Here is an 18,008-nt window from a genome sequence, read left to right as displayed (position 1 = left end):
CCAGCGTTGCCCCTGCCACTTGCGCGCAGGCACAGCACACCAGAAGCTATAGCCTTTGACCCCCTGGAGACCGCGCCTTGGACTGGCACACCCTGCTCACCCGCGAACGTCTGGGCAAAGCCCTGTATAGCGCCGAAGAACTCGGGCGCAGCCCCTTCCACAAAGACCACGACCGCATCATTTTCTCGGGCGCCTTTCGCCGCCTGGGGCGCAAGACCCAAGTGCACCCCGTCACCAGTAACGATCACATTCACACGCGCCTGACCCATTCGCTGGAAGTCAGTTGCGTGGGGCGTTCGCTGGGCATGCGCGTGGGTGAAACCCTGCGCGAAAGCTTGCCAGACTGGTGCGCGCCCAGCGACCTGGGGATGATCGTGCAGTCGGCCTGCCTGGCCCACGACATCGGCAACCCGCCATTCGGCCATTCTGGCGAAGACGCCATACGTCACTGGTTCCAGCAGGCGGCCGGGCGCGGGTGGCTGGACGACATGGGTGATGACGAGCGTGCCGACTTCCTCAATTTCGAGGGCAATGCGCAGGGCTTCCGCGTGCTTACGCAACTGGAGTACCACCAGTTCGACGGTGGCACCCGGTTGACCTATGCCACCCTCGGCACCTACCTCAAATACCCCTGGAGCGCCCGCCATGCCGACGCCCTGGGCTACAAGAAGCACAAGTTCGGCAGTTATCAGAGCGAGCTGCCACTGCTCGAACAGATCGCCCGCAAGCTCGGCCTGCCACAGCTGGAGCACCAGCGCTGGGCGCGCCACCCGTTGGTGTACCTGATGGAAGCGGCCGATGACATCTGCTACGCGCTGATCGACCTGGAAGACGGCCTGGAGATGGACTTGCTGCAATACGGCGAAGTCGAAGCCTTGCTGCTCGACCTGGTCGGCGACGATCTGCCGGAAACCTATCGCCAACTGGGCGCCGGCGATTCTCGCCGGCGCAAGCTGGCCATCCTGCGTGGTAAGGCCATCGAGCACTTGACCAACGCTGCCGCCCAGGCTTTTGTCGAGCAGCAGCACGCGTTGCTGGCCGGGCAACTGCCAGGCGACCTGGTCGAACACATGCACGGCCCGGCCAAGCGCTGCGTCCTGCAGGCCAAAGACATGGCGCGCAACAAGATCTTCCAGGACAAGCGCAAGACCCTGCACGAAATCGGCGCCTACACCACACTGGAAATCCTGCTCAATACCTTCTGCGGCGCGGCGCTCGAACAACACGGCGGGCGCACACCCTCGTTCAAGAGCCGGCGCGTCATGGACCTGCTCGGCAACAGTGCACCAGACCCACACGGCTCGCTGTACAACGCGTTCCTGCGCATGATCGATTTCATCGCCGGCATGACCGACAGCTACGCCAGCGAAATGGCCAGGGAAATGACCGGGCGCTCGGGCCCGGGCTGAGCCATGGCGGTGCAGACCGGCCAGCGTGCCGGTGCTGCACCTGGGTTACAGGAAACTTCCTACATATACCGAGGGCAAATTAAACAACACGTTTAATTTGCCAACGAAAAGTTACCAAATGCACTTTGACATTGGGTCGCGCACGATTATCTCGTAGCCCGTTTTGCTTTATCTTGTAAGCCATTTCCCATATGGGGCAAACAGCCCTTCCTTGCATGCCCGTTGACTTCCAACTGCGATAAGGTGCCGCCTGTCACCCACAATTGACCGCAGGCAAGTTGAACATGCATTCCATATTTATTGTTGACGATCATCCGGTCATCCGCCTTGCCGTCCGCATGCTGCTGGAAAACCAGAATTACAAGATTGTCGGTGAGTCGGACAATGGCGTGGACGCGATGCAGATGATCCGCGAGAGCCACCCCGACCTGGTCATCCTCGACATCAGCATCCCCAAGCTAGACGGGCTGGAGGTGCTTGCGCGCTTCCAGGCCATGGCGCTGCCCATGAAAGTGCTGGTGCTGACTGCCCAGGCCCCGGCGTTGTTCGCCGTGCGCTGCATGCACTCGGGTGCTGCCGGTTATGTGTGCAAGCAGGAGGACCTCGGTGAACTGCTGAGTGCAATCAAGGCCGTGCTGGCCGGTTATAACTACTTCCCCAGCCAGGCAATAAAGCATGACCAGGTAACCACGAGCGACCTGCAACTTTTCCGCCAGGTAAATGATCGCGAACTGATGGTGCTGCAACTCTTCGCCCAAGGGCGCAGCAACAAGGAAATTGCCAAGGGCATGTTCCTCAGCAGCAAGACCGTGAGTACCTACAAGAAGCGCCTCATGCAAAAGCTGCAGGTCAGTACGTTGGTCGACCTGATCGAGATGGCCAAGCGCAACGCGCTGGTCTGAGCATGTTCATGGCCCGCCCTTTCGCCCGCCTGCTGCTCGCGCTGCTGCTGTTCAGCAGCGCGGCACTGGGCACCCACCACGAAACTGCATCGTACACGCTCCTGGCGCGTTCATCGGCCAGGCCAGCGCCACCGCAACTCACCGCCGAGCAACGGCAATGGCTTGCAGGGCGCCAGGAACTGGTACTGGGAACATCGGCCCCCGACTACCCGCCGTTCGACATCTCCAGTGGCGGCCATGACTACCAGGGGCTCACCGCCGAATATGCAAACCTGATCGGTACGGCCCTGGAGTTGCCGATACGCGTGCTGCGTTTTCCCAGCCGCCAAGCCGCTGTAGAAGCACTCCGGCAAGGCGACATCGACCTGCTGGGCAGCGCCAATGGCTACGAAGCGGCCAGCGACGGCCTGGCCCTGTCGCACCCCTATGCCGTTGACCAGCCGGTGCTGGTCACGCGCGAAGACGAAACGCGGGCACTGGACACAGGCCTGGCCGGCATGCGCCTGGGCATGCTCTATCACTACCTGCCCGAGGCAGAAATGCTCAACGCCTACCCCAAGGCCGAGCTGCTGACGTTCGAGTCTTCAAGCCAGGCGTTGAATGCCGTAGCGTTCGGCCAGGCCGACGTGTTCATCGGCGACACCGTTTCCACCCACTACCAGCTCAACCGCGGCCACCTGCCACGCCTGCGCATGGCCAACTTCGGCAAGCACGAAGCCATCGGCTTCGGCTTTGCCCTGCGCCAGCAGGACACCGTACTGAGGGAACTGGTCGATACCATCCTCGATAGCCAGCCCCCCGCCATGCGCGCCAGTATCTTCAAACGCTGGAGCGCCGGCAGCGACCTGCTGTTGACCGACCGCAACCTGCAATTGAGCGCAACAGAGCAACAATGGCTGCAGCAGCACCCTGTGATGCGTGTGGCCATCGACGACACGGCTGCGCCCTTGTCCTACTTCGATGGCTCGGGGCATTTTCGCGGCATCACTGCTGACCTGCTTGAGCTCATTCGCCTGCGGACCGGCTTGCGCTTCGAGGTACAGCGGGCCAGTGGCATTGCCGACATGATCGCCCGCTTGAAGGATGGCCGCGCTGACGTGATCGCCGCCCTGGCCATCGCCGGGTTGGTCGACAAGGACCTGCAGATCAGCCGGCCGTACCTGGAAAGCGCCTATGTTCTGGTTAGCCGCAAGGACAAACCGGCCCCAGGGTCCCTGGAGCAGTTGCAGGGCCACCGCATCGCCTTTACCCGCCACAGCGCCATGCATGCCACGTTGCCGCAGCATTATCCGCACATTGGCTGGGTCGAGAGCGCCAGCGCGTTCTATTCCATGGCGTTGCTCAACAGCGGCGCCGTCGATGCGGTGATCACCACCCTGATCGATGCCAACCACGCCCTGGCCAGCAACCCCGACCTGGTCATCCGCACCTCGGTCGGCGGCGAGCCCGCCAACTACGCCATGGCCACCAACGCGTCTTCACCGGCTTTGGCCTCGATTCTCGACAAGGCCCTGCAGAGCATTTCGCCCGAGGAACTGGGGGTCATCAACAACCGCTGGCGCAGCTTTGGCCCGCACGAAGACAGCAAGAGCCAGAGCTACCGCCGGCTGGCGCTGCAGGTGGTACTGGCCACGGCGGTGCTGCTTCTGCTGGCGTTGCTCTGGAACGCCCGCCTGCGCTTGCAGATTCGCCAGCGCCAGCGCGCCGAAAGGGCGCTGAACGACCAACTGGCATTCATGCGCGCACTGCTCAACGGCACCCCTCACCCCATGTACGTGCGCGACCGCGATGGCCGCCTGCAAAGCTGCAACTACAGCTACCTGGAGGCGGTGCAGGCCCGCTCCGAGCAGGTTATCGGCAAACAGCTGAGCGCCAGCCTGTTCGCCGACGCCGAACAGACCCGGCAGATCCAGGCGGATTACCACAAAGTGATGGCTGCCGGCTCCCCCCTGATCATGGACCGCCCGTTGCGGATCAAGGGCCGGGAGATGACCATCTACCACTGGATCCTGCCCTACCGTGATTGGCTGGGTGAAGTGCAGGGCATCATCGGCGGCTGGATCGACATCAGCGACCGCCGCCAGCTGGTCACGGAACTGCGCCAGGCCAAGCAGCAGGCCGACAATGCCAACCGCGCCAAAAGCACCTTCCTGGCCACTATCAGCCACGAAATCCGCACCCCCATGAATGCCGTCATCGGCATGCTCGAACTGGCGGTCAAACGCGCCGATCAAGGGTGGGTGGACCGCAGCGCGCTGGCCTTGGCGCACCATTCGGCCAAAGACCTGCTGGGCCTGATCGGTGACATTCTCGATATCGTGCGCATCGAATCCGGGCATCTCTCTCTGGCCCCCGAGGTGGTCGACCTGGCAGCGTTGGTCGAGTCGGTGGGGCGCATGTTCGATGGCCAGGCACGGCAAAAAGGCCTGGCGCTGGAAGTGATCATCGAACCGGCCGCACGTTGCCACGCGTTGCTCGACCCCCTGCGTTTCAAGCAAGTGCTGTCCAACCTGGTGAGCAACGCCATCAAGTTCACCGAGCATGGCCAGGTACGCATCTGCGTCAGCCTGCTGGACGAAGCCCCTGGCAGGCCTGCAATGCTGGACCTGGAGGTGCGCGACAGTGGTATCGGCATCCATCCCGACGACCTGGAACGCCTGTTCAACCCGTTCATCCAGGCCAACCCGCACAGCCAGGGTGCCCGCGCGGGCACCGGGCTCGGTCTGGCCATCTGCCGCAACCTGTGCGACATGATGGGGGGCAGCCTGACCATCAAGAGCCTGGAGGATGTCGGCACCCAGGTGCGCCTGAAGATGCCGTTGCAACGGGTCGATGCTGCAGCGCAACCCGCCCAGTTGCCGGAATGCCTGGACGTTCCCGACCCCGGTCTGCGCGTGCTGGTGATCGACGATCACCCGGCCAACCTGGAACTGATGGCGCAGCAGCTCGGTTATCTGGGCCTGCAGCATGCCAGCGCCCGGGATGGCCGGGAAGGCCTGGCCGCCTGGCGCGCCGGTGATTTCGACGTGCTGGTGCTGGACTGCAACATGCCGCACATGAACGGCTATCAGCTGGCAACCGCCGTGCGCACCGAAGAACGCCATGGCCAGCGGCCGCGCTGCACCATCCTGGGTTATACCGCCAACGCCCAGCCAGAGGTCCGTCGCAAGTGCCTGAGCGCCGGCATGGACGACTGCCTGCTCAAGCCCATCAGCTTGAGTACGCTCAGCCAGTGCCTGGCGGGCATTCACCCGCGCCGCCAGCAATGCGCCCCGGGCAGGTTGTACGAACTGGACGGCCTGGCGGCCGTGACCGGGCCAGCACCCGACGACCGCCTGCGTTTTCTGCAAGCGCTACTGCAGAGCCTGCAGGCCGACCTGCTCAGCTTGATGGCGCTGGACCCGCAGCACGACAGCACGGCCATCGCCGACCAGGCCCACAAGGTGCTGAGCGCCGCACGCATGCTCAAGGCACCCGCCCTGATGGCGGCATGCGAAGCGCTGGAAGCCGGCACCCTCACCCCTGCCCAGCTACGCTTGAAGCGCCAGGCACTGGCACGCCACATGCGCCGGGTGGAGCGCGCCCTGGCCAGGGAGTTGGCGCCACCCGCCGACACTCAGGCAGGCAGCCACGCGTGTTAACTGGTAGACTGCGCGGCGTTATTACCTAAGAGGATTGTTTCATGGCCACAAACCGCTCCCGTCGTCTGCGCAAGAAGCTGTGTGTCGACGAGTTTCAGGAATTGGGCTTCGAGCTGAACCTGGAATTCAAGGAAGATCTGGATGACCAGGCAATCGATGCTTTCCTCGACGCGTTCCTGGCTGAAGCCATGGACGCCAACGGCCTGGATTATGTAGGCGGTGACGATTACGGCCTGGTGTGCTCGGTCAAACGCGGCTCGGTCAGTGAAGAACAACGCGCTGCCGTCGAAGCCTGGCTCAAAGGCCGCAGCGAACTGACCAAGATCGAAGTCAGCCCGTTGCTGGACGCCTGGTACCCGGAAAAGCCGATCAACAAGGCTGAGTAACCCTCAGCCCGGTTCGATCGAAGAAAGGCCACCTCTCGAGGTGGCCTTTTTATTGGCGATGGTTTTCCGTCGAACGTGGCGCATCGTCGCTACGCTTGGGGCATAATGCGGTTTCTTTAGCTCGTGGGGCCATCATCGCTTACAGCCCCAATGTCCTTTTCCCTCGCTGCAGGGTATTTGCTCACCATGATCAAAACGCTTCGTCCCCTCGTACTCGCCGGCCTGCTATTGCCCTTTGCCTTGCCCAGCCAAGCCGCAGCCGTCAACACCACCTTGCCTGCCAAAGTGCAGCAGGCGCTCAAAGCCAACAAACTGCAAGACACCGCACTGTCGCTGGTCATGCTGCCCCTGGATGGCCCCGGTGTTCCCACCGTGTTCAATGCCGACGTGTCGGTAAACCCGGCTTCGACCATGAAACTGGTTACCACCTACGCAGCCCTTGAGCTGCTTGGCCCGACCTTTCAGTGGAAGACCGAGTTCTACACCGACGGCACCCTGAGCAACGGGGTGCTCAACGGCAACCTGTACCTCAAAGGCGGCGGTGACCCCAAGCTGAACATGGAAAAGCTGTGGCTGCTGATGCGTGACCTGCGCGCCAATGGTGTGCGCACCGTCACCGGTGACCTGGTACTGGACCGCAGCCACTTCGTGCAACCCAACCTGCCCCAGTTCAACGACGACGGCGGTGACGAAAACAAGCCGTTCCTGGTCAAGCCCGACTCGCTGCTGGTCAACCTCAAGGCCCTGCGCTTTGTTGCCCGCAACGATGGCGGCAAGGTCACCATTGCGGTGGAGCCACCGATTGCCAGCATCCGCATCGACAACCAGGTCAAGCCTGTAGCCTCGAAACAATGCAGTGGCGATGTGCGCTACAACCCAGTGCCTCAGGCCAACGGCATCAGTGTGACGGTCAGCGGCCAACTGGGTGACGGTTGCAACTCGCAGACTTACCTGGCCCTGCTTGACCACCCGACTTACGCGGCCGGTGCCGTACGTGCCATCTGGAACGAGCTGGGCGGCACCATCCAGGGCGGCGACCGTGTCGAGAACGTGCCCAAGAGTGCCCGCCTGCTGGCCCGTGCCTTCTCCCCAGACCTGGTCGAAGTGATCCGCGACATCAACAAGTACAGCAACAACACCATGGCCCAGCAGTTGTTCCTCAGCCTTGGCGCACAGTTCCGCACCGATGCCGATGGCGACGATGCGCGTGCCGCACAGCGCGTGGTACGCCAGTGGCTGGCGAAAAAAGGCATTACCGCGCCGCACCTGGTGATGGAAAACGGTTCTGGCCTGTCGCGAGCCGAGCGCGTCAGCACCCGGGAAATGGCCGAGATGCTGCAGGCAGCCTGGAAGAGCCCCTACGCTGCCGAATACATGAGTTCGATGCCGCTGGTGGGCATGGATGGCACCATGCGCAAGCGCCTCAAGCGCACCGCCATGGCCGGCGAAGGGCACATCAAGACCGGCACCCTGAACACGGTGCGCGCAATAGCCGGTTTCAGCCGCGACAGCAACGGCCACACCTGGGCGGTGGCGGCGATCCTCAACGACCCGAAACCATGGGGTGCCTCGCAGGTGCTGGACCAGGTGCTGCTGGACCTGTACCGCCAGCCGAAGCTGGCCGGCAGCACCGCTGCCAATTGATGCATCGAGCGCCGCCCGCGCGGCGCTCGATCTCACAGGCGCTGAAGATGTGGTGACCAGCACCTGGCAGCGCGGTCAGGCAGACTCCCCCTCTACCCGGTCCCGCCCGGCCTGCTTGGCCGCATAAACCCCGGCATCGGCGCGCAACAGCAACGCGTCGGCGCCCTCCCCCGGCCGCCACCCGGCCACGCCGAAACTCGCGGTGACTTGGCCCACGCCGTCTACCGGGTCATTGCGCACGCCTTGCCAAAGCTCCAGCGCCAGCACACGCGCCTGCTCGGCATCAGTGCCCGGGCACAGCACCATGAACTCCTCCCCGCCCAGCCTGCAGAACACATCGGTCCGCCGCAAGCGCTGGCCGATGCGCTGGCACAGGCTACGCAGCACCCGGTCACCGACCGCATGGCCGAAACGGTCGTTGATGCGCTTGAAGTGATCAATGTCGAGCATGATCACCGCCAGCGCCTGGCCATCTCGCTGGGCACGCTCCAACTCGTTTTTCAGCCGTTCCTGGAAATAACGGCGGTTATGGATGCCGGTCAGCGAATCGGTCACCGACAGCCTGCGCAACTCGTGTTCCACACCCTTGAGATCGGAAATATCGGTCAGGTAGCCATGCCACAAGGTACAGCCCTGCTCGCCCACTTCCGGCGTTGCCTCGCCACGCACCCAGCGTAAGCCCGCCCGGGGCAGGCACACGCGGTACTCCTCGCGCCATGGCGTCAGGTGCTCGGCCGAGTAGCGCACCGAACGGCTCACCCGCTCCAGGTCATCAGGGTGAATGCGCTCGTACACTGCGGCGGCATCTTCGCGTAGCTGCTGCAGGTCAAGCTCATAAATGTCGTACAGCCCCTTGCTGGCATAGGGGAAACACGAATGGCCGTTTGCATCCAGCCTGTACTGGTAGATGCCGCCCGGTACTTCGGCACTGAGTTTTTCCAGCAACCGGTCACGCGCAGCCAATGCCTCATGTACCCGACGCCGCTCAGTGACGTCGATGCAGATGGCCAGGTAACCCACCCATAAACCCTGGTCGTCCAGCATGGCGGTCACCAGCATGTTGGCTACCAGTTGGCTGCCGTCGGCGCGTACCAAGGTCCACTCACCTGGCTCGGCGCCCTGTTCGTATACGGTTTCGGCAAACAGTGCATGGCCCCCCGCAATGGCGCGGCCAAAGCGCAAACTCAAGGCATGCGCACGCTGGCTCAGCTCCTCGGCCAGCACCAGTTGCTCAAGGCGCAGGCGGCCAATGGCTTCACTGGCCGGGTAACCGAGCATGCTTTCGGCACCGGCATTGAAGGTGCTGACCACCCCTTTGAGGTTGGTGGCGATGATCGCAACCTGGGTCGCGGCATCCAGCACGCTGCGCAGCTGGTTGTGGGTGCCACGCAGCGACTGTTCGCTGACCTGCAGCGCTGCGGTGCGCTGTGCAACCAGGGCCAAGGCCCGTTGACGCTGGCTGAACAGGTTGAACAACAGCACGCTCAGCAGCAGGCTCAGCAAACCGCCCAGTGCACCGACTGCCAGCACCGCCGAAGAACGGTTGGCCTGCAGGAATGCCAGGCTGGGGCGGATACTCAGCAGCAGCTGGCGGTCCGCCAGGTGCAACACCTGATCGCTGACCAGCGACAGGGGCGCCACGGGGTTGTTGGAGTCGTACAGAACTTCTGGGCCCTGCCGCCCGGACGGGTCAACCAGGCGCGTTACCAGGTTATCGTCAGGCGCCACTGGCCGGCCATCGCCGATCAGCTCGGGCATGCTCAACAGGGCCAGCACATAACCCGCTGCCGCGCCGTGGGGCGTGGCAACGGCGAATACCGGGGCCACCATCATCAGGCCGCGCACGCCCGGTTCGCTGGTATTCAACTTCAGCGGCTGCGACACCGCCATGCTCCCCGGCACCAGCGCCCGCGCAAGCACTGCCCGGGCCGCATCCTGCGCAGCCAGGTCGAGACCAGATGGCAGCCCCGGCAAGGTGCCTGACGCGCTATACAGCACGGGAAAATACAGGTCGCGCGCGGGGGCGCGGCGCCACTGCCCCTGCGGGTCCTGATCGCGAATCATAAAGCCCGGGCCAGCAAGGGTGCTGGCCTGGCGTTCGAATATGGCCCGCTGCGCGGCCTCTACACGCGGGGCCCAGGCATAGGCCTGGGTACGGTGCAGCAGCGGCCGGGCATAACCGGCAAATTCCCGGGGGGTTATTTCATCGGAATAGCTGAAAAACCAGCGCAGCCCATCCAGGCGCTGCTGCTGTTCGGCAAAACGCTCGGCGATGCGGCCAAAGCGCTCGCCCGCCAGCAACTCGAAGCGCTGGCGCAGCTGCTGGTTGTACAACGACTGCGTGGCCAGGGCCAGGGCGGCCGTCAGCAGGCCGCCGGCCAGCAGCGCAATCAAGGCCATCACCCAGGCGGACATCGCCTCTGCGCGCAGGCCAGGCACCCGCGCAAGCACGCCACACTTTGACATACACACGTCTCGTCACGTCAGCGTCCTGCGGATTATCCAGCCATGAACCAAGTTATAGCTATTGGCCACTACCCGCGCAATGTACCCCGTCGGCTCAGCGCAGCTGCAAGCGCCAGGCGCGGTGGATGCGGTTGTTGCGGGCGAAATCCGGGTCCAGGGTCTGGGCCGTTATGTCCTCCACGGCGTAGCGCGCCATCAGGTGTTCGTCCAGCTGGAACTTACGGAAGTTGTTGGAGAAATACAGCACGCCACCGGGCGCCAGGCGGGCCATGGCCAAGTCCAGCAACTGCACGTGGTCACGCTGCACGTCGAACACACCTTCCATCCGCTTGGAGTTGGAGAAGGTTGGCGGGTCGATGAAGATCAGGTCGTAGCTGTCGCGGTTACCCTCCAGCCAGGCCATGACATCACTCTGCTCCAGGCGATTGCGTTCGGAATGGCCATTGAGCGCCAGGTTGCGTCGCGCCCAGTCCAGGTAGGTTTTCGACAGGTCGACGCTGGTGGTGCTGCGCGCCCCACCCTTGGCCGCGTGCACGGTGGCCGTGGCGGTGTAGCAGAACAGGTTGAGGAAGCGCTTGCCGGCTGCTTCGCGCTGAATCCGCATGCGCATCGGGCGATGGTCGAGGAACAGGCCGGTGTCGAGGTAATCGGTGAGGTTGACCAACAACTTCACGCCGCCTTCGTTGACTTCCTGGAAACGGCCCTCGGTAGCCTGACGCTCGTACTGGCGGGAACCGCTTTGCCGCTCGCGGCGCTTGAGCACCACGCGCTGCGGGGCAATGCCCAATGCCTGCGGAATGGCCGCCAGGGCATCGAGCAGGCGCGCCTGGGCCTTGTCCGGGTCCACCGAGCGTGGTGCGGCATATTCCTGCACGTGTACCCAGTCGTGGTACAGATCGACTGCCAGGGCATACTCAGGCATGTCGGCATCGTACAGGCGATAGCAGTCGACCTGCTCGCGTCGGGCCCATTTGCCCAGTTGCCTGAGGTTTTTCTGCAGGCGGTTGGCAAACATCTGTGCCCCTTCCGACAGGCGTGCCGGCTCGCTGGTGACGGGCACCTGCTGGCCGACCTCACGGGTGTCGGCCGGTGCCTCGCGGCGCTCACCGGTGACGAACTGGTCAGGCTGCACCTTGAACAACAGCAGCTTGCACGGCAACGCGCCGTTCCAGAACGCGTATTGCTTGTGGCTGCGAATGCCCATGCGCTTGCCCAGTTGCGGCGCCCCGGTGAATACCGCAGCCTCCCAACCCATGCACGCCTGGCGCAGACGCTCACCCAGGTTCTGGTAGAGGTACAGCAGGCTGGCTTCGTCGCCCAGGCGCTCGCCGTAGGGCGGGTTGCTGATGACCAGGCCTTTCTGGTTCTGGTCCGGGCGCGGCTCGAAGGTGCTGACCTCGCCCTGGTAGATTTTCACCCAGTCACCCAGGCCTGCGCGCTCCACGTTGTTACGGCCCGGCTGAATCAGCCGCGGGTCGGCCTCGTAGCCACGGATCCACAGCGGGGGTTTGGCCAGGCCAGCCTGGGCCCGTGCCTGCGCTTCTTCATGCACCTTGCGCCAGAGCGCCGGCACATGGCCGAGCCAGGCGCTGAAACCCCAGCGTTCACGCTTGAGGTTGGGCGCGATGTCGGCAGCAATCATGGCGGCCTCTACCAGGAACGTACCTACACCGCACATCGGGTCGGCCAGCGCGCCACCTTGCGCGGCAATACGCGGCCAGCCGGAGCGGATCAGCACAGCGGCCGCCAGGTTTTCCTTGAGCGGCGCGGCGCCCTGCTGCAGACGATAGCCACGCTGGTGCAGGCTGTGCCCGGACAGGTCGAGGGACAGGATCGCCTCGCCGCGCTCCAGGCGCAAGTGCACGCGAACGTCAGGATCGATTTTTTCCACCGACGGGCGCAGGCCTTCGCGGTTGCGCAGCTTGTCGACGATAGCATCCTTGACCTTCAACGCACCGAAATGGGTGTTGTCGATGCCCGAGCCATGGCCGCTGAACTCGACCGCCAGGGTGCCATCGGCCGCCAGGTGCTCCGCCCAGTCGACGGCGTGCACGCCGTCGTACAGGTCGTCGGCGTTCTTCATGGAAAAACGCTTGAGCACCAGCAGCACACGGTTGGCCAGACGCGACCAGATGCACAGGCGGTAGGCGGTTTCCATGTCGGCGGCGCCGCGGATGGCCGAGGTGTGCTCACGCACTTCGTCCAGGCCAAGGCCTTTAGCCTCTTCGGCAAGCAGGCCTTCAAGGCCTTTGGGGCAGGTGAGGTAGAGTTCGAAACGGTCCGACATGAATATTCCAGAGCCTTGGGCTATTGACTGACGAGGCGACGCATCGCCCCGCGATGTTTGCCCGCACGCCTTTCCAGCAGGCGTGCAGGTGGCCGGTTGGGCACAACGTGTGCCGCAGCGGGCCGGGCCACCTGACAGATCTGCACTTTGCCGGGTGGCAAAGACAGCTTAGATCATCAGGCAGTACGAAAAATTCTGGCGACGTAGAGCCCTGTGTGACCCTTCGTCGCATTTCAAATTATTTCTCTGTTCCTTGAGTGACGCTGGCAAAATGACGTCAATGATCGGCAAACCCCGATCGTAGCGGGCTCAACGCTAAACAAGGTTGAGTCGCATTTCTTTACTTATCCCCACACCCTCACAAACGTTACGTCGTTATGACAAATCGATCATTCACACCGTGACTCGCATTCGATAGAACTGGTCTCAGGCCGCTTCGCAACGAGGCGGCACATCCAGCTCGCGACGCCGGCAGCGAGCGCAAACCGGCAGAAAGACTCTGCCCGGCCTCGGAGAGGCCGACGGGACATTACAGTCAACAAGTGAGGGCAACACCCTATGAGAAGACTTAAGCGTGATCCGTTGGAAAGAGCATATTCACGTGGCTACCAATACGGGGTCACCGGCAAATCCCGCGAACTCTGCCCGTTCAATCTTCCTTCTGTTCGCCAAGCCTGGATCAACGGCTGGCGTGAAGGTCGCGGCGATAACTGGGACGGAATGACTGGCACCGCTGGCATCCATAGACTCAACGAAAATCACGCCGTAGGCTGATCGAGGACACTGAATTCGATTTACATGCACGCCCCAATCGGGCGGCGGGCGTAGGCCCAGGGGCCCCTTCAAGGGGCCCTTTTTAATGGGCTGGCAAAGCGCCAAACTAGCGCGGCATCGCCGCGATCGCATCCACCGCTTCGCGAATCAGTGCCGGCCCCTTGTAAATGAAGCCCGAATAGATCTGCACCAGGCTCGCCCCGGCAGCGATCTTCTCGGCAGCGTGGCGCCCTTCGGTGATGCCACCGGCGGCAATGATCGGCAACTTGCCACCCAGTTCGCCCGCCAGCACCTTGACGATATGGGTGCTCTTCTCCAGCACCGGCGCGCCTGACAGGCCACCTGCCTCGCCCCCATACGGCAGCGCTTCGACACCCTCACGGCCCAGCGTGGTGTTGGTGGCAATCACCGCATCCATGCCCGACTCCATCAATGCAGCCGCCACCAGGGCGGTTTCTTCGTCGCTCATGTCCGGGGCGATCTTGATCGCCAGCGGCACGCGCTTGCCATGTTCAGCAGCCAGCTGCTCACGGCGCTCGGCCAAGGCATCGAGCAGTTGCTTGAGCGAATCGCCGAACTGCAGGCTGCGCAGGCCCGGGGTGTTCGGCGAACTGACGTTGACCGTGATATAGCTGGCAGCGGTGTACACCTTGTCCAGGCAGAACAGGTAGTCGTCGACCGCGCGCTCGACCGGGGTGTCGAAGTTCTTGCCGATGTTGATACCCAGCACACCGCTGTAGCGCGACGCACGAACACGACCCAGCAGGTGGTCGACCCCCAGGTTGTTGAAGCCCATGCGGTTGATGATGGCGGTGGCTTGCGGCAGGCGGAACAGCCGAGGCTTGGGGTTGCCCGGCTGCGGGCGCGGCGTGACGGTGCCGATTTCGACGAAACCGAAGCCCAACTGGGCAAAGCCGTCGATGGCCGCGCCATTCTTGTCCAGGCCGGCGGCCAGGCCGACCGGGTTGGCGAAGTTCAAGCCCATGACCGAAACCGGCAACGCCGCCGGTTGCTTGCACAGCATGCCGTTTAGGCCAAGACGGCCACCGGCACCGATCAGGTCCAGGGACAGGTCGTGGGAAGTTTCCGGGGAAAGCTTGAACAGCAGCTGGCGGGCCAGGGTATACATGGGCGGGCAAGGCTCAGGGTGAGTGAGGGGGCGATTATAGCCAGCGCGGCGCCGGCATGACAGCACATCGTGGGGCCATGGGGCGAGGTGGTCGCGTAAATGGCACATCGGTTGCACCCCAAGTGCCCACAGCCTTATCAGTATGGGCGAGGAACCTTGTGAACACTGCACCCCGAGCAACGCCCCTGGCCTGGGTCAACGGCAGCGACGCGCCGGAGAAACCCAGCCTCAACATCGGTTTCATGGGCCTCACCGACTGCGCCTCGGTCGTGGTCGCCGCCACCCAGGGCTTCGCCCAGCAGCACGGCCTGACCCTCAACCTCAAGCGCCAGGGCTCGTGGGCCGGCCTGCGGGACAAACTGGTCAGTGGCGAACTGGACGCCGCGCACTGCCTGTATGGGCTGGTCTACGCCGTGCACCTGGGCATCGGTGGCGTGCCGGGCAGCGACATGGCCGTGCTCATGGGGCTGAACCAGAACGCCCAGGCCATCAACCTGTCCCCGACCCTGCAACGCAAAGGCGTGACCAACCCTGAAGCACTGGCGCGGCTGGTGCACCAACATGGCCCGCGGCTGACCTTTGCCCAGACCTTCCCCACGGGCACCCACGCCATGTGGCTGTATTACTGGCTGGCCAGCCAGGGCATCCACCCTTTGCGTGACGTCGACAGCGTAGTCGTACCGCCTGCGCAGATGGCCGCACACATCCAGGCCGGGCGCATCGACGGCTTCTGCGTCGGCGAGCCGTGGGCCGCCGACGCGGTCGCCAAAGGCCAGGGCTTTACCCTGGCCACCAGCCAGTCGATCTGGCCCGACCACCCGGAAAAGGTCCTGGCCTGTGCCCGCGCCTTTGCCGAACAATACCCCAACAGCGCGCGCGCGTTGATCAAGGCGATCCTCGCTGCCAGCCGGTTCATCGAGCAAAGCCCGGACAACCGCCGCAGCGCCGCGCAACTGCTCAGTGGCAGCGCCTACCTGGACACCGCGCTGGCCAGCATCGAGCCACGCCTGCTGGGCCACTATCAGGACGGCCTGGGCAACCACTGGCAAGACCCGCACGCCCTGCGCCTGTTCGACCAGGGCCGAGCCAACTTCCCATACCTGTCCGACGGAATGTGGTTCATGACCCAGTTTCGCCGCTGGGGCCTGCTGCGCGAAGACCCGGATTACCTCCAGGTCGCGGGCCAGGTCCAGCACCTGGCGCTGTACACCGAGGCAGCCCAGAGCCTGGGCGTGGCATACCCGGCGCACCCCATGCGCAGCAGCCTGCTGATAGACGGTGGCCGCTGGGACGGCAGCGACCCCTATGGCTATGCCCGTAGCTTCAGCCTGCATGCGTTGGGCGAGCTGCCCGACGCCCAGGTTGGCAGGTAAGGGGGGACGACCATGCTGCGCATCCTGCTGATCGACGACACCCAGAGCAAACTAGGCCGCCTCAAGGCCGCTTTGACCGAGGCCGGCTTCGACGTCACCGAAGCCCCAGGCCTGACCATCGACCTGCCCGCTTGCGTCGAAACGGTGCGCCCGGACGTGGTGCTGATCGATACCGATTCACCGGACCGCGATGTGATGGAGCATGTGGTGCTGGTCAGCCGTGACCAACCCCGACCGATCGTGCTGTTCACTGACGAACACGACCCCGGGGTGATGCGCCAGGCGATCCAGGCAGGGGTCAGTGCCTATATCGTGGAAGGTATCCATGCGGCGCGGTTGCAGCCGATTCTGGACGTGGCCATGGCTCGCTTCGAAAGCGACCAGGCCCTGCGCGCCCAGTTGCTGGCACGCGACCAGCAACTGGCTGAACGCAAGCGTATCGAGCAAGCCAAGGGCCTGCTGATGAAAATCAAAGACTGCAACGAAGAACAGGCCTACACCCTGATGCGCCGCCAGGCCATGAGCCGCCAACAGAAGCTGATCCAGGTGGCCGAGCAGATCATCGCCATGCACGAGATGCTCGGCTGAGGGGGCCGGTGCACTGCCTGGCCACCCTGCCCAGGCACAGTTGGCCCATCTCTTGCTGAACAAAACGCACCGGTAACCAACGGCGGTTGCCCCACTTAATTCCGACAAAGACGTCGCTCGCCCCTCCACAGCCGTGGAGCGGGTGGCGGCGTCTTTTTCGTTCCGTTGCATGACCGAGTGAGGTGTTCGATGAGTACCAGCTTCTGGAAATCCGGGCATGTGCCCACGCTGTTCGCCGCGTTCCTGTACTTCGACCTCAGCTTCATGGTCTGGTACCTGCTGGGCCCACTGGCGGTGCAGATTGCCGCCGACCTGCAATTGAGCGCACAACAGCGGGGCTTGATGGTGGCGGTGCCGATCCTGGCCGGGGCCATCCTGCGCTTTGCCATGGGCGTGCTGGTGGACCGCCTGTCGCCCAAGACCGCCGGGCTGATCGGCCAGGTAGTGGTCATCGTCGCGCTGGCCGCTGCCTGGCGCCTGGGCGTGCACAGCTATGAACAGGCACTGCTGCTGGGCGTGTTCCTCGGTTTTGCCGGCGCCTCGTTCGCCGTGTCGCTGCCACTGGCTTCGCAGTGGTACCCGCCACAGCATCAAGGCAAGGCCATGGGCATCGCCGGGGCCGGCAACTCGGGCACGGTGTTCGCGGCCCTGCTCGCCCCGGCACTGGCAGCCGGCTTTGGCTGGAACAATGTCTTCGGCTTTGCACTGCTGCCACTGTCGCTGGCGCTGGTGGTCTTCGCCTTGCTGGCACGTAACGCCCCACAACGGCCCAAGCCCAAAGCCATGGCCGACTACCTCAAGGCACTGGGCGACCGCGACAGCTGGTGGTTCATGTTCTTCTACAGCGTCACGTTCGGTGGTTTCATCGGCCTGGCCAGCGCCCTGCCCGGCTACTTCAGCGATCAGTACGGCCTAAGCCCGGTCACCGCCGGCTACTACACGGCGGCCTGCGTGTTCGCCGGCAGCCTGATGCGCCCGCTCGGTGGCGCCCTGGCCGACCGCTTTGGCGGCATCCGCACGCTGCTGGGCATGTACAGCCTAGCGGCCGTCTGCATTGCTGCCGTCGGCTTCAACCTGCCCTCCGCGGCAGCCGCCCTGGCCCTGTTCGTCAGCGCCATGCTCGGCCTGGGTGCCGGCAATGGCGCAGTGTTCCAACTGGTGCCGCAACGCTTCCGCCAGGAAATCGGCGTGATGACCGGGCTGATCGGCATGGCCGGTGGTATGGGTGGCTTCCTGCTGGCGGCGGGGCTGGGCACCATCAAGCAGCACACTGGCGATTACCAACTGGGGTTGTGGCTGTTCGCCAGCCTGGGCCTGCTGGCCTGGTTCGGCCTGCACGGCGTGAAACAACGCTGGCGCACCACCTGGGGCTCGGCGGCCGTGACCGCAGCGCGGGTCTGAGGCCCACC

12 protein-coding genes are annotated in these 18,008 nt (G+C 63.9%); 9 read left to right on the top strand and 3 right to left on the bottom strand.

What is annotated here, in order from left to right; all coding sequences use genetic code 11:
- Positions 1–77 precede the first annotated feature (77 nt).
- From L1P09_RS07465 to dacB, 5 genes are all read left to right on the top strand, one after another.
- The gene (locus L1P09_RS07465; RefSeq protein ID WP_054905086.1) at positions 78–1,409 is read left to right on the top strand and encodes a deoxyguanosinetriphosphate triphosphohydrolase; all 1,332 of its coding nucleotides are present in this window, start codon (positions 78–80) and stop codon (positions 1,407–1,409) included.
- A 284-nt stretch (positions 1,410–1,693) separates the two neighbouring features.
- Positions 1,694–2,311 (top strand): response regulator transcription factor, encoded by a 618-nt coding sequence (locus tag L1P09_RS07460; RefSeq protein ID WP_009684005.1) that lies wholly within the window; start codon positions 1,694–1,696, stop codon positions 2,309–2,311.
- Between the two features lie 8 nt (positions 2,312–2,319).
- Positions 2,320–5,952, top strand: a complete 3,633-nt coding sequence (locus tag L1P09_RS07455; RefSeq protein WP_235768664.1) for an ATP-binding protein — start codon at positions 2,320–2,322, stop codon at positions 5,950–5,952.
- A 41-nt stretch (positions 5,953–5,993) separates the two neighbouring features.
- A complete protein-coding gene (locus L1P09_RS07450) occupies positions 5,994–6,338 on the top strand; it encodes a YggL family protein (protein ID WP_009684007.1) in 345 nt (114 codons plus the stop codon).
- Between the two features lie 186 nt (positions 6,339–6,524).
- Complete coding sequence (dacB, locus tag L1P09_RS07445) at positions 6,525–7,982, top strand: D-alanyl-D-alanine carboxypeptidase/D-alanyl-D-alanine endopeptidase (protein WP_029887788.1); 1,458 nt, start codon at positions 6,525–6,527, stop codon at positions 7,980–7,982.
- Positions 7,983–8,057: 75 nt separating this feature from the next.
- Here dacB and L1P09_RS07440 read toward each other — a convergent pair whose 3' ends face one another.
- Together L1P09_RS07440 and rlmKL are read right to left on the bottom strand one after the other, a co-directional pair.
- Positions 8,058–10,448: a sensor domain-containing diguanylate cyclase gene (locus L1P09_RS07440; protein ID WP_054905087.1), complete on the bottom strand. Its 2,391-nt coding sequence runs from the start codon at positions 10,446–10,448 to the stop codon at positions 8,058–8,060.
- A gap of 94 nt (positions 10,449–10,542) precedes the next feature.
- Positions 10,543–12,735, bottom strand: coding sequence for a bifunctional 23S rRNA (guanine(2069)-N(7))-methyltransferase RlmK/23S rRNA (guanine(2445)-N(2))-methyltransferase RlmL (gene rlmKL, locus L1P09_RS07435; RefSeq protein ID WP_232892861.1), 2,193 nt, complete (start codon positions 12,733–12,735; stop codon positions 10,543–10,545).
- A gap of 558 nt (positions 12,736–13,293) precedes the next feature.
- Between rlmKL and rmf the strand changes: the two genes are divergently transcribed.
- Positions 13,294–13,509: a ribosome modulation factor gene (gene rmf, locus L1P09_RS07430; protein ID WP_003248687.1), complete on the top strand. Its 216-nt coding sequence runs from the start codon at positions 13,294–13,296 to the stop codon at positions 13,507–13,509.
- 106 nt (positions 13,510–13,615) lie between these two features.
- Here rmf and L1P09_RS07425 read toward each other — a convergent pair whose 3' ends face one another.
- On the bottom strand, positions 13,616–14,638 hold the full coding sequence (locus tag L1P09_RS07425; protein ID WP_235768663.1) for a quinone-dependent dihydroorotate dehydrogenase: 1,023 nt from the start codon (positions 14,636–14,638) through the stop codon (positions 13,616–13,618).
- A 158-nt stretch (positions 14,639–14,796) separates the two neighbouring features.
- Between L1P09_RS07425 and L1P09_RS07420 the strand changes: the two genes are divergently transcribed.
- The 3 genes from L1P09_RS07420 to L1P09_RS07410 all read left to right on the top strand — a co-directional run bounded on the left by L1P09_RS07420 (position 14,797) and on the right by L1P09_RS07410 (position 18,000).
- Positions 14,797–16,011, top strand: a complete 1,215-nt coding sequence (locus L1P09_RS07420; protein ID WP_054905089.1) for a CmpA/NrtA family ABC transporter substrate-binding protein — start codon at positions 14,797–14,799, stop codon at positions 16,009–16,011.
- Between the two features lie 12 nt (positions 16,012–16,023).
- Entirely contained in the window at positions 16,024–16,599 is a 576-nt protein-coding gene (locus L1P09_RS07415) for an ANTAR domain-containing response regulator (protein WP_192440643.1), read from the top strand.
- 189 nt (positions 16,600–16,788) lie between these two features.
- Positions 16,789–18,000: a nitrate/nitrite transporter gene (locus tag L1P09_RS07410; RefSeq protein ID WP_235768662.1), complete on the top strand. Its 1,212-nt coding sequence runs from the start codon at positions 16,789–16,791 to the stop codon at positions 17,998–18,000.
- Positions 18,001–18,008 lie beyond the last annotated feature (8 nt).

It is taken from the genome of Pseudomonas juntendi, from assembly GCF_021560075.1.
Classification (GTDB): domain Bacteria; phylum Pseudomonadota; class Gammaproteobacteria; order Pseudomonadales; family Pseudomonadaceae; genus Aquipseudomonas; species Aquipseudomonas juntendi.
The sequence above is the reverse complement of the archived record's forward strand: the minus strand, read 5'-3'. Positions and strand labels throughout refer to the sequence as shown.

What these genes read in the sequence shown, in the direction of transcription:
- L1P09_RS07455 (WP_235768664.1), top strand. Translation starts at nt 2,320, where the DNA reads ATGGCCCGCCCTTTCGCCCGCCTGCTGCTCGCGCTGCTGCTGTTCAGC.
- rlmKL (WP_232892861.1), bottom strand. Translation starts at nt 12,735, where the DNA reads ATGTCGGACCGTTTCGAACTCTACCTCACCTGCCCCAAAGGCCTTGAA.
- L1P09_RS07460 (WP_009684005.1), top strand. Translation starts at nt 1,694, where the DNA reads ATGCATTCCATATTTATTGTTGACGATCATCCGGTCATCCGCCTTGCC.
- L1P09_RS07440 (WP_054905087.1), bottom strand. Translation starts at nt 10,448, where the DNA reads ATGTCAAAGTGTGGCGTGCTTGCGCGGGTGCCTGGCCTGCGCGCAGAG.
- rmf (WP_003248687.1), top strand. Translation starts at nt 13,294, where the DNA reads ATGAGAAGACTTAAGCGTGATCCGTTGGAAAGAGCATATTCACGTGGC.
- dacB (WP_029887788.1), top strand. Translation starts at nt 6,525, where the DNA reads ATGATCAAAACGCTTCGTCCCCTCGTACTCGCCGGCCTGCTATTGCCC.
- L1P09_RS07415 (WP_192440643.1), top strand. Translation starts at nt 16,024, where the DNA reads ATGCTGCGCATCCTGCTGATCGACGACACCCAGAGCAAACTAGGCCGC.
- L1P09_RS07410 (WP_235768662.1), top strand. Translation starts at nt 16,789, where the DNA reads ATGAGTACCAGCTTCTGGAAATCCGGGCATGTGCCCACGCTGTTCGCC.
- L1P09_RS07425 (WP_235768663.1), bottom strand. Translation starts at nt 14,638, where the DNA reads ATGTATACCCTGGCCCGCCAGCTGCTGTTCAAGCTTTCCCCGGAAACT.
- L1P09_RS07450 (WP_009684007.1), top strand. Translation starts at nt 5,994, where the DNA reads ATGGCCACAAACCGCTCCCGTCGTCTGCGCAAGAAGCTGTGTGTCGAC.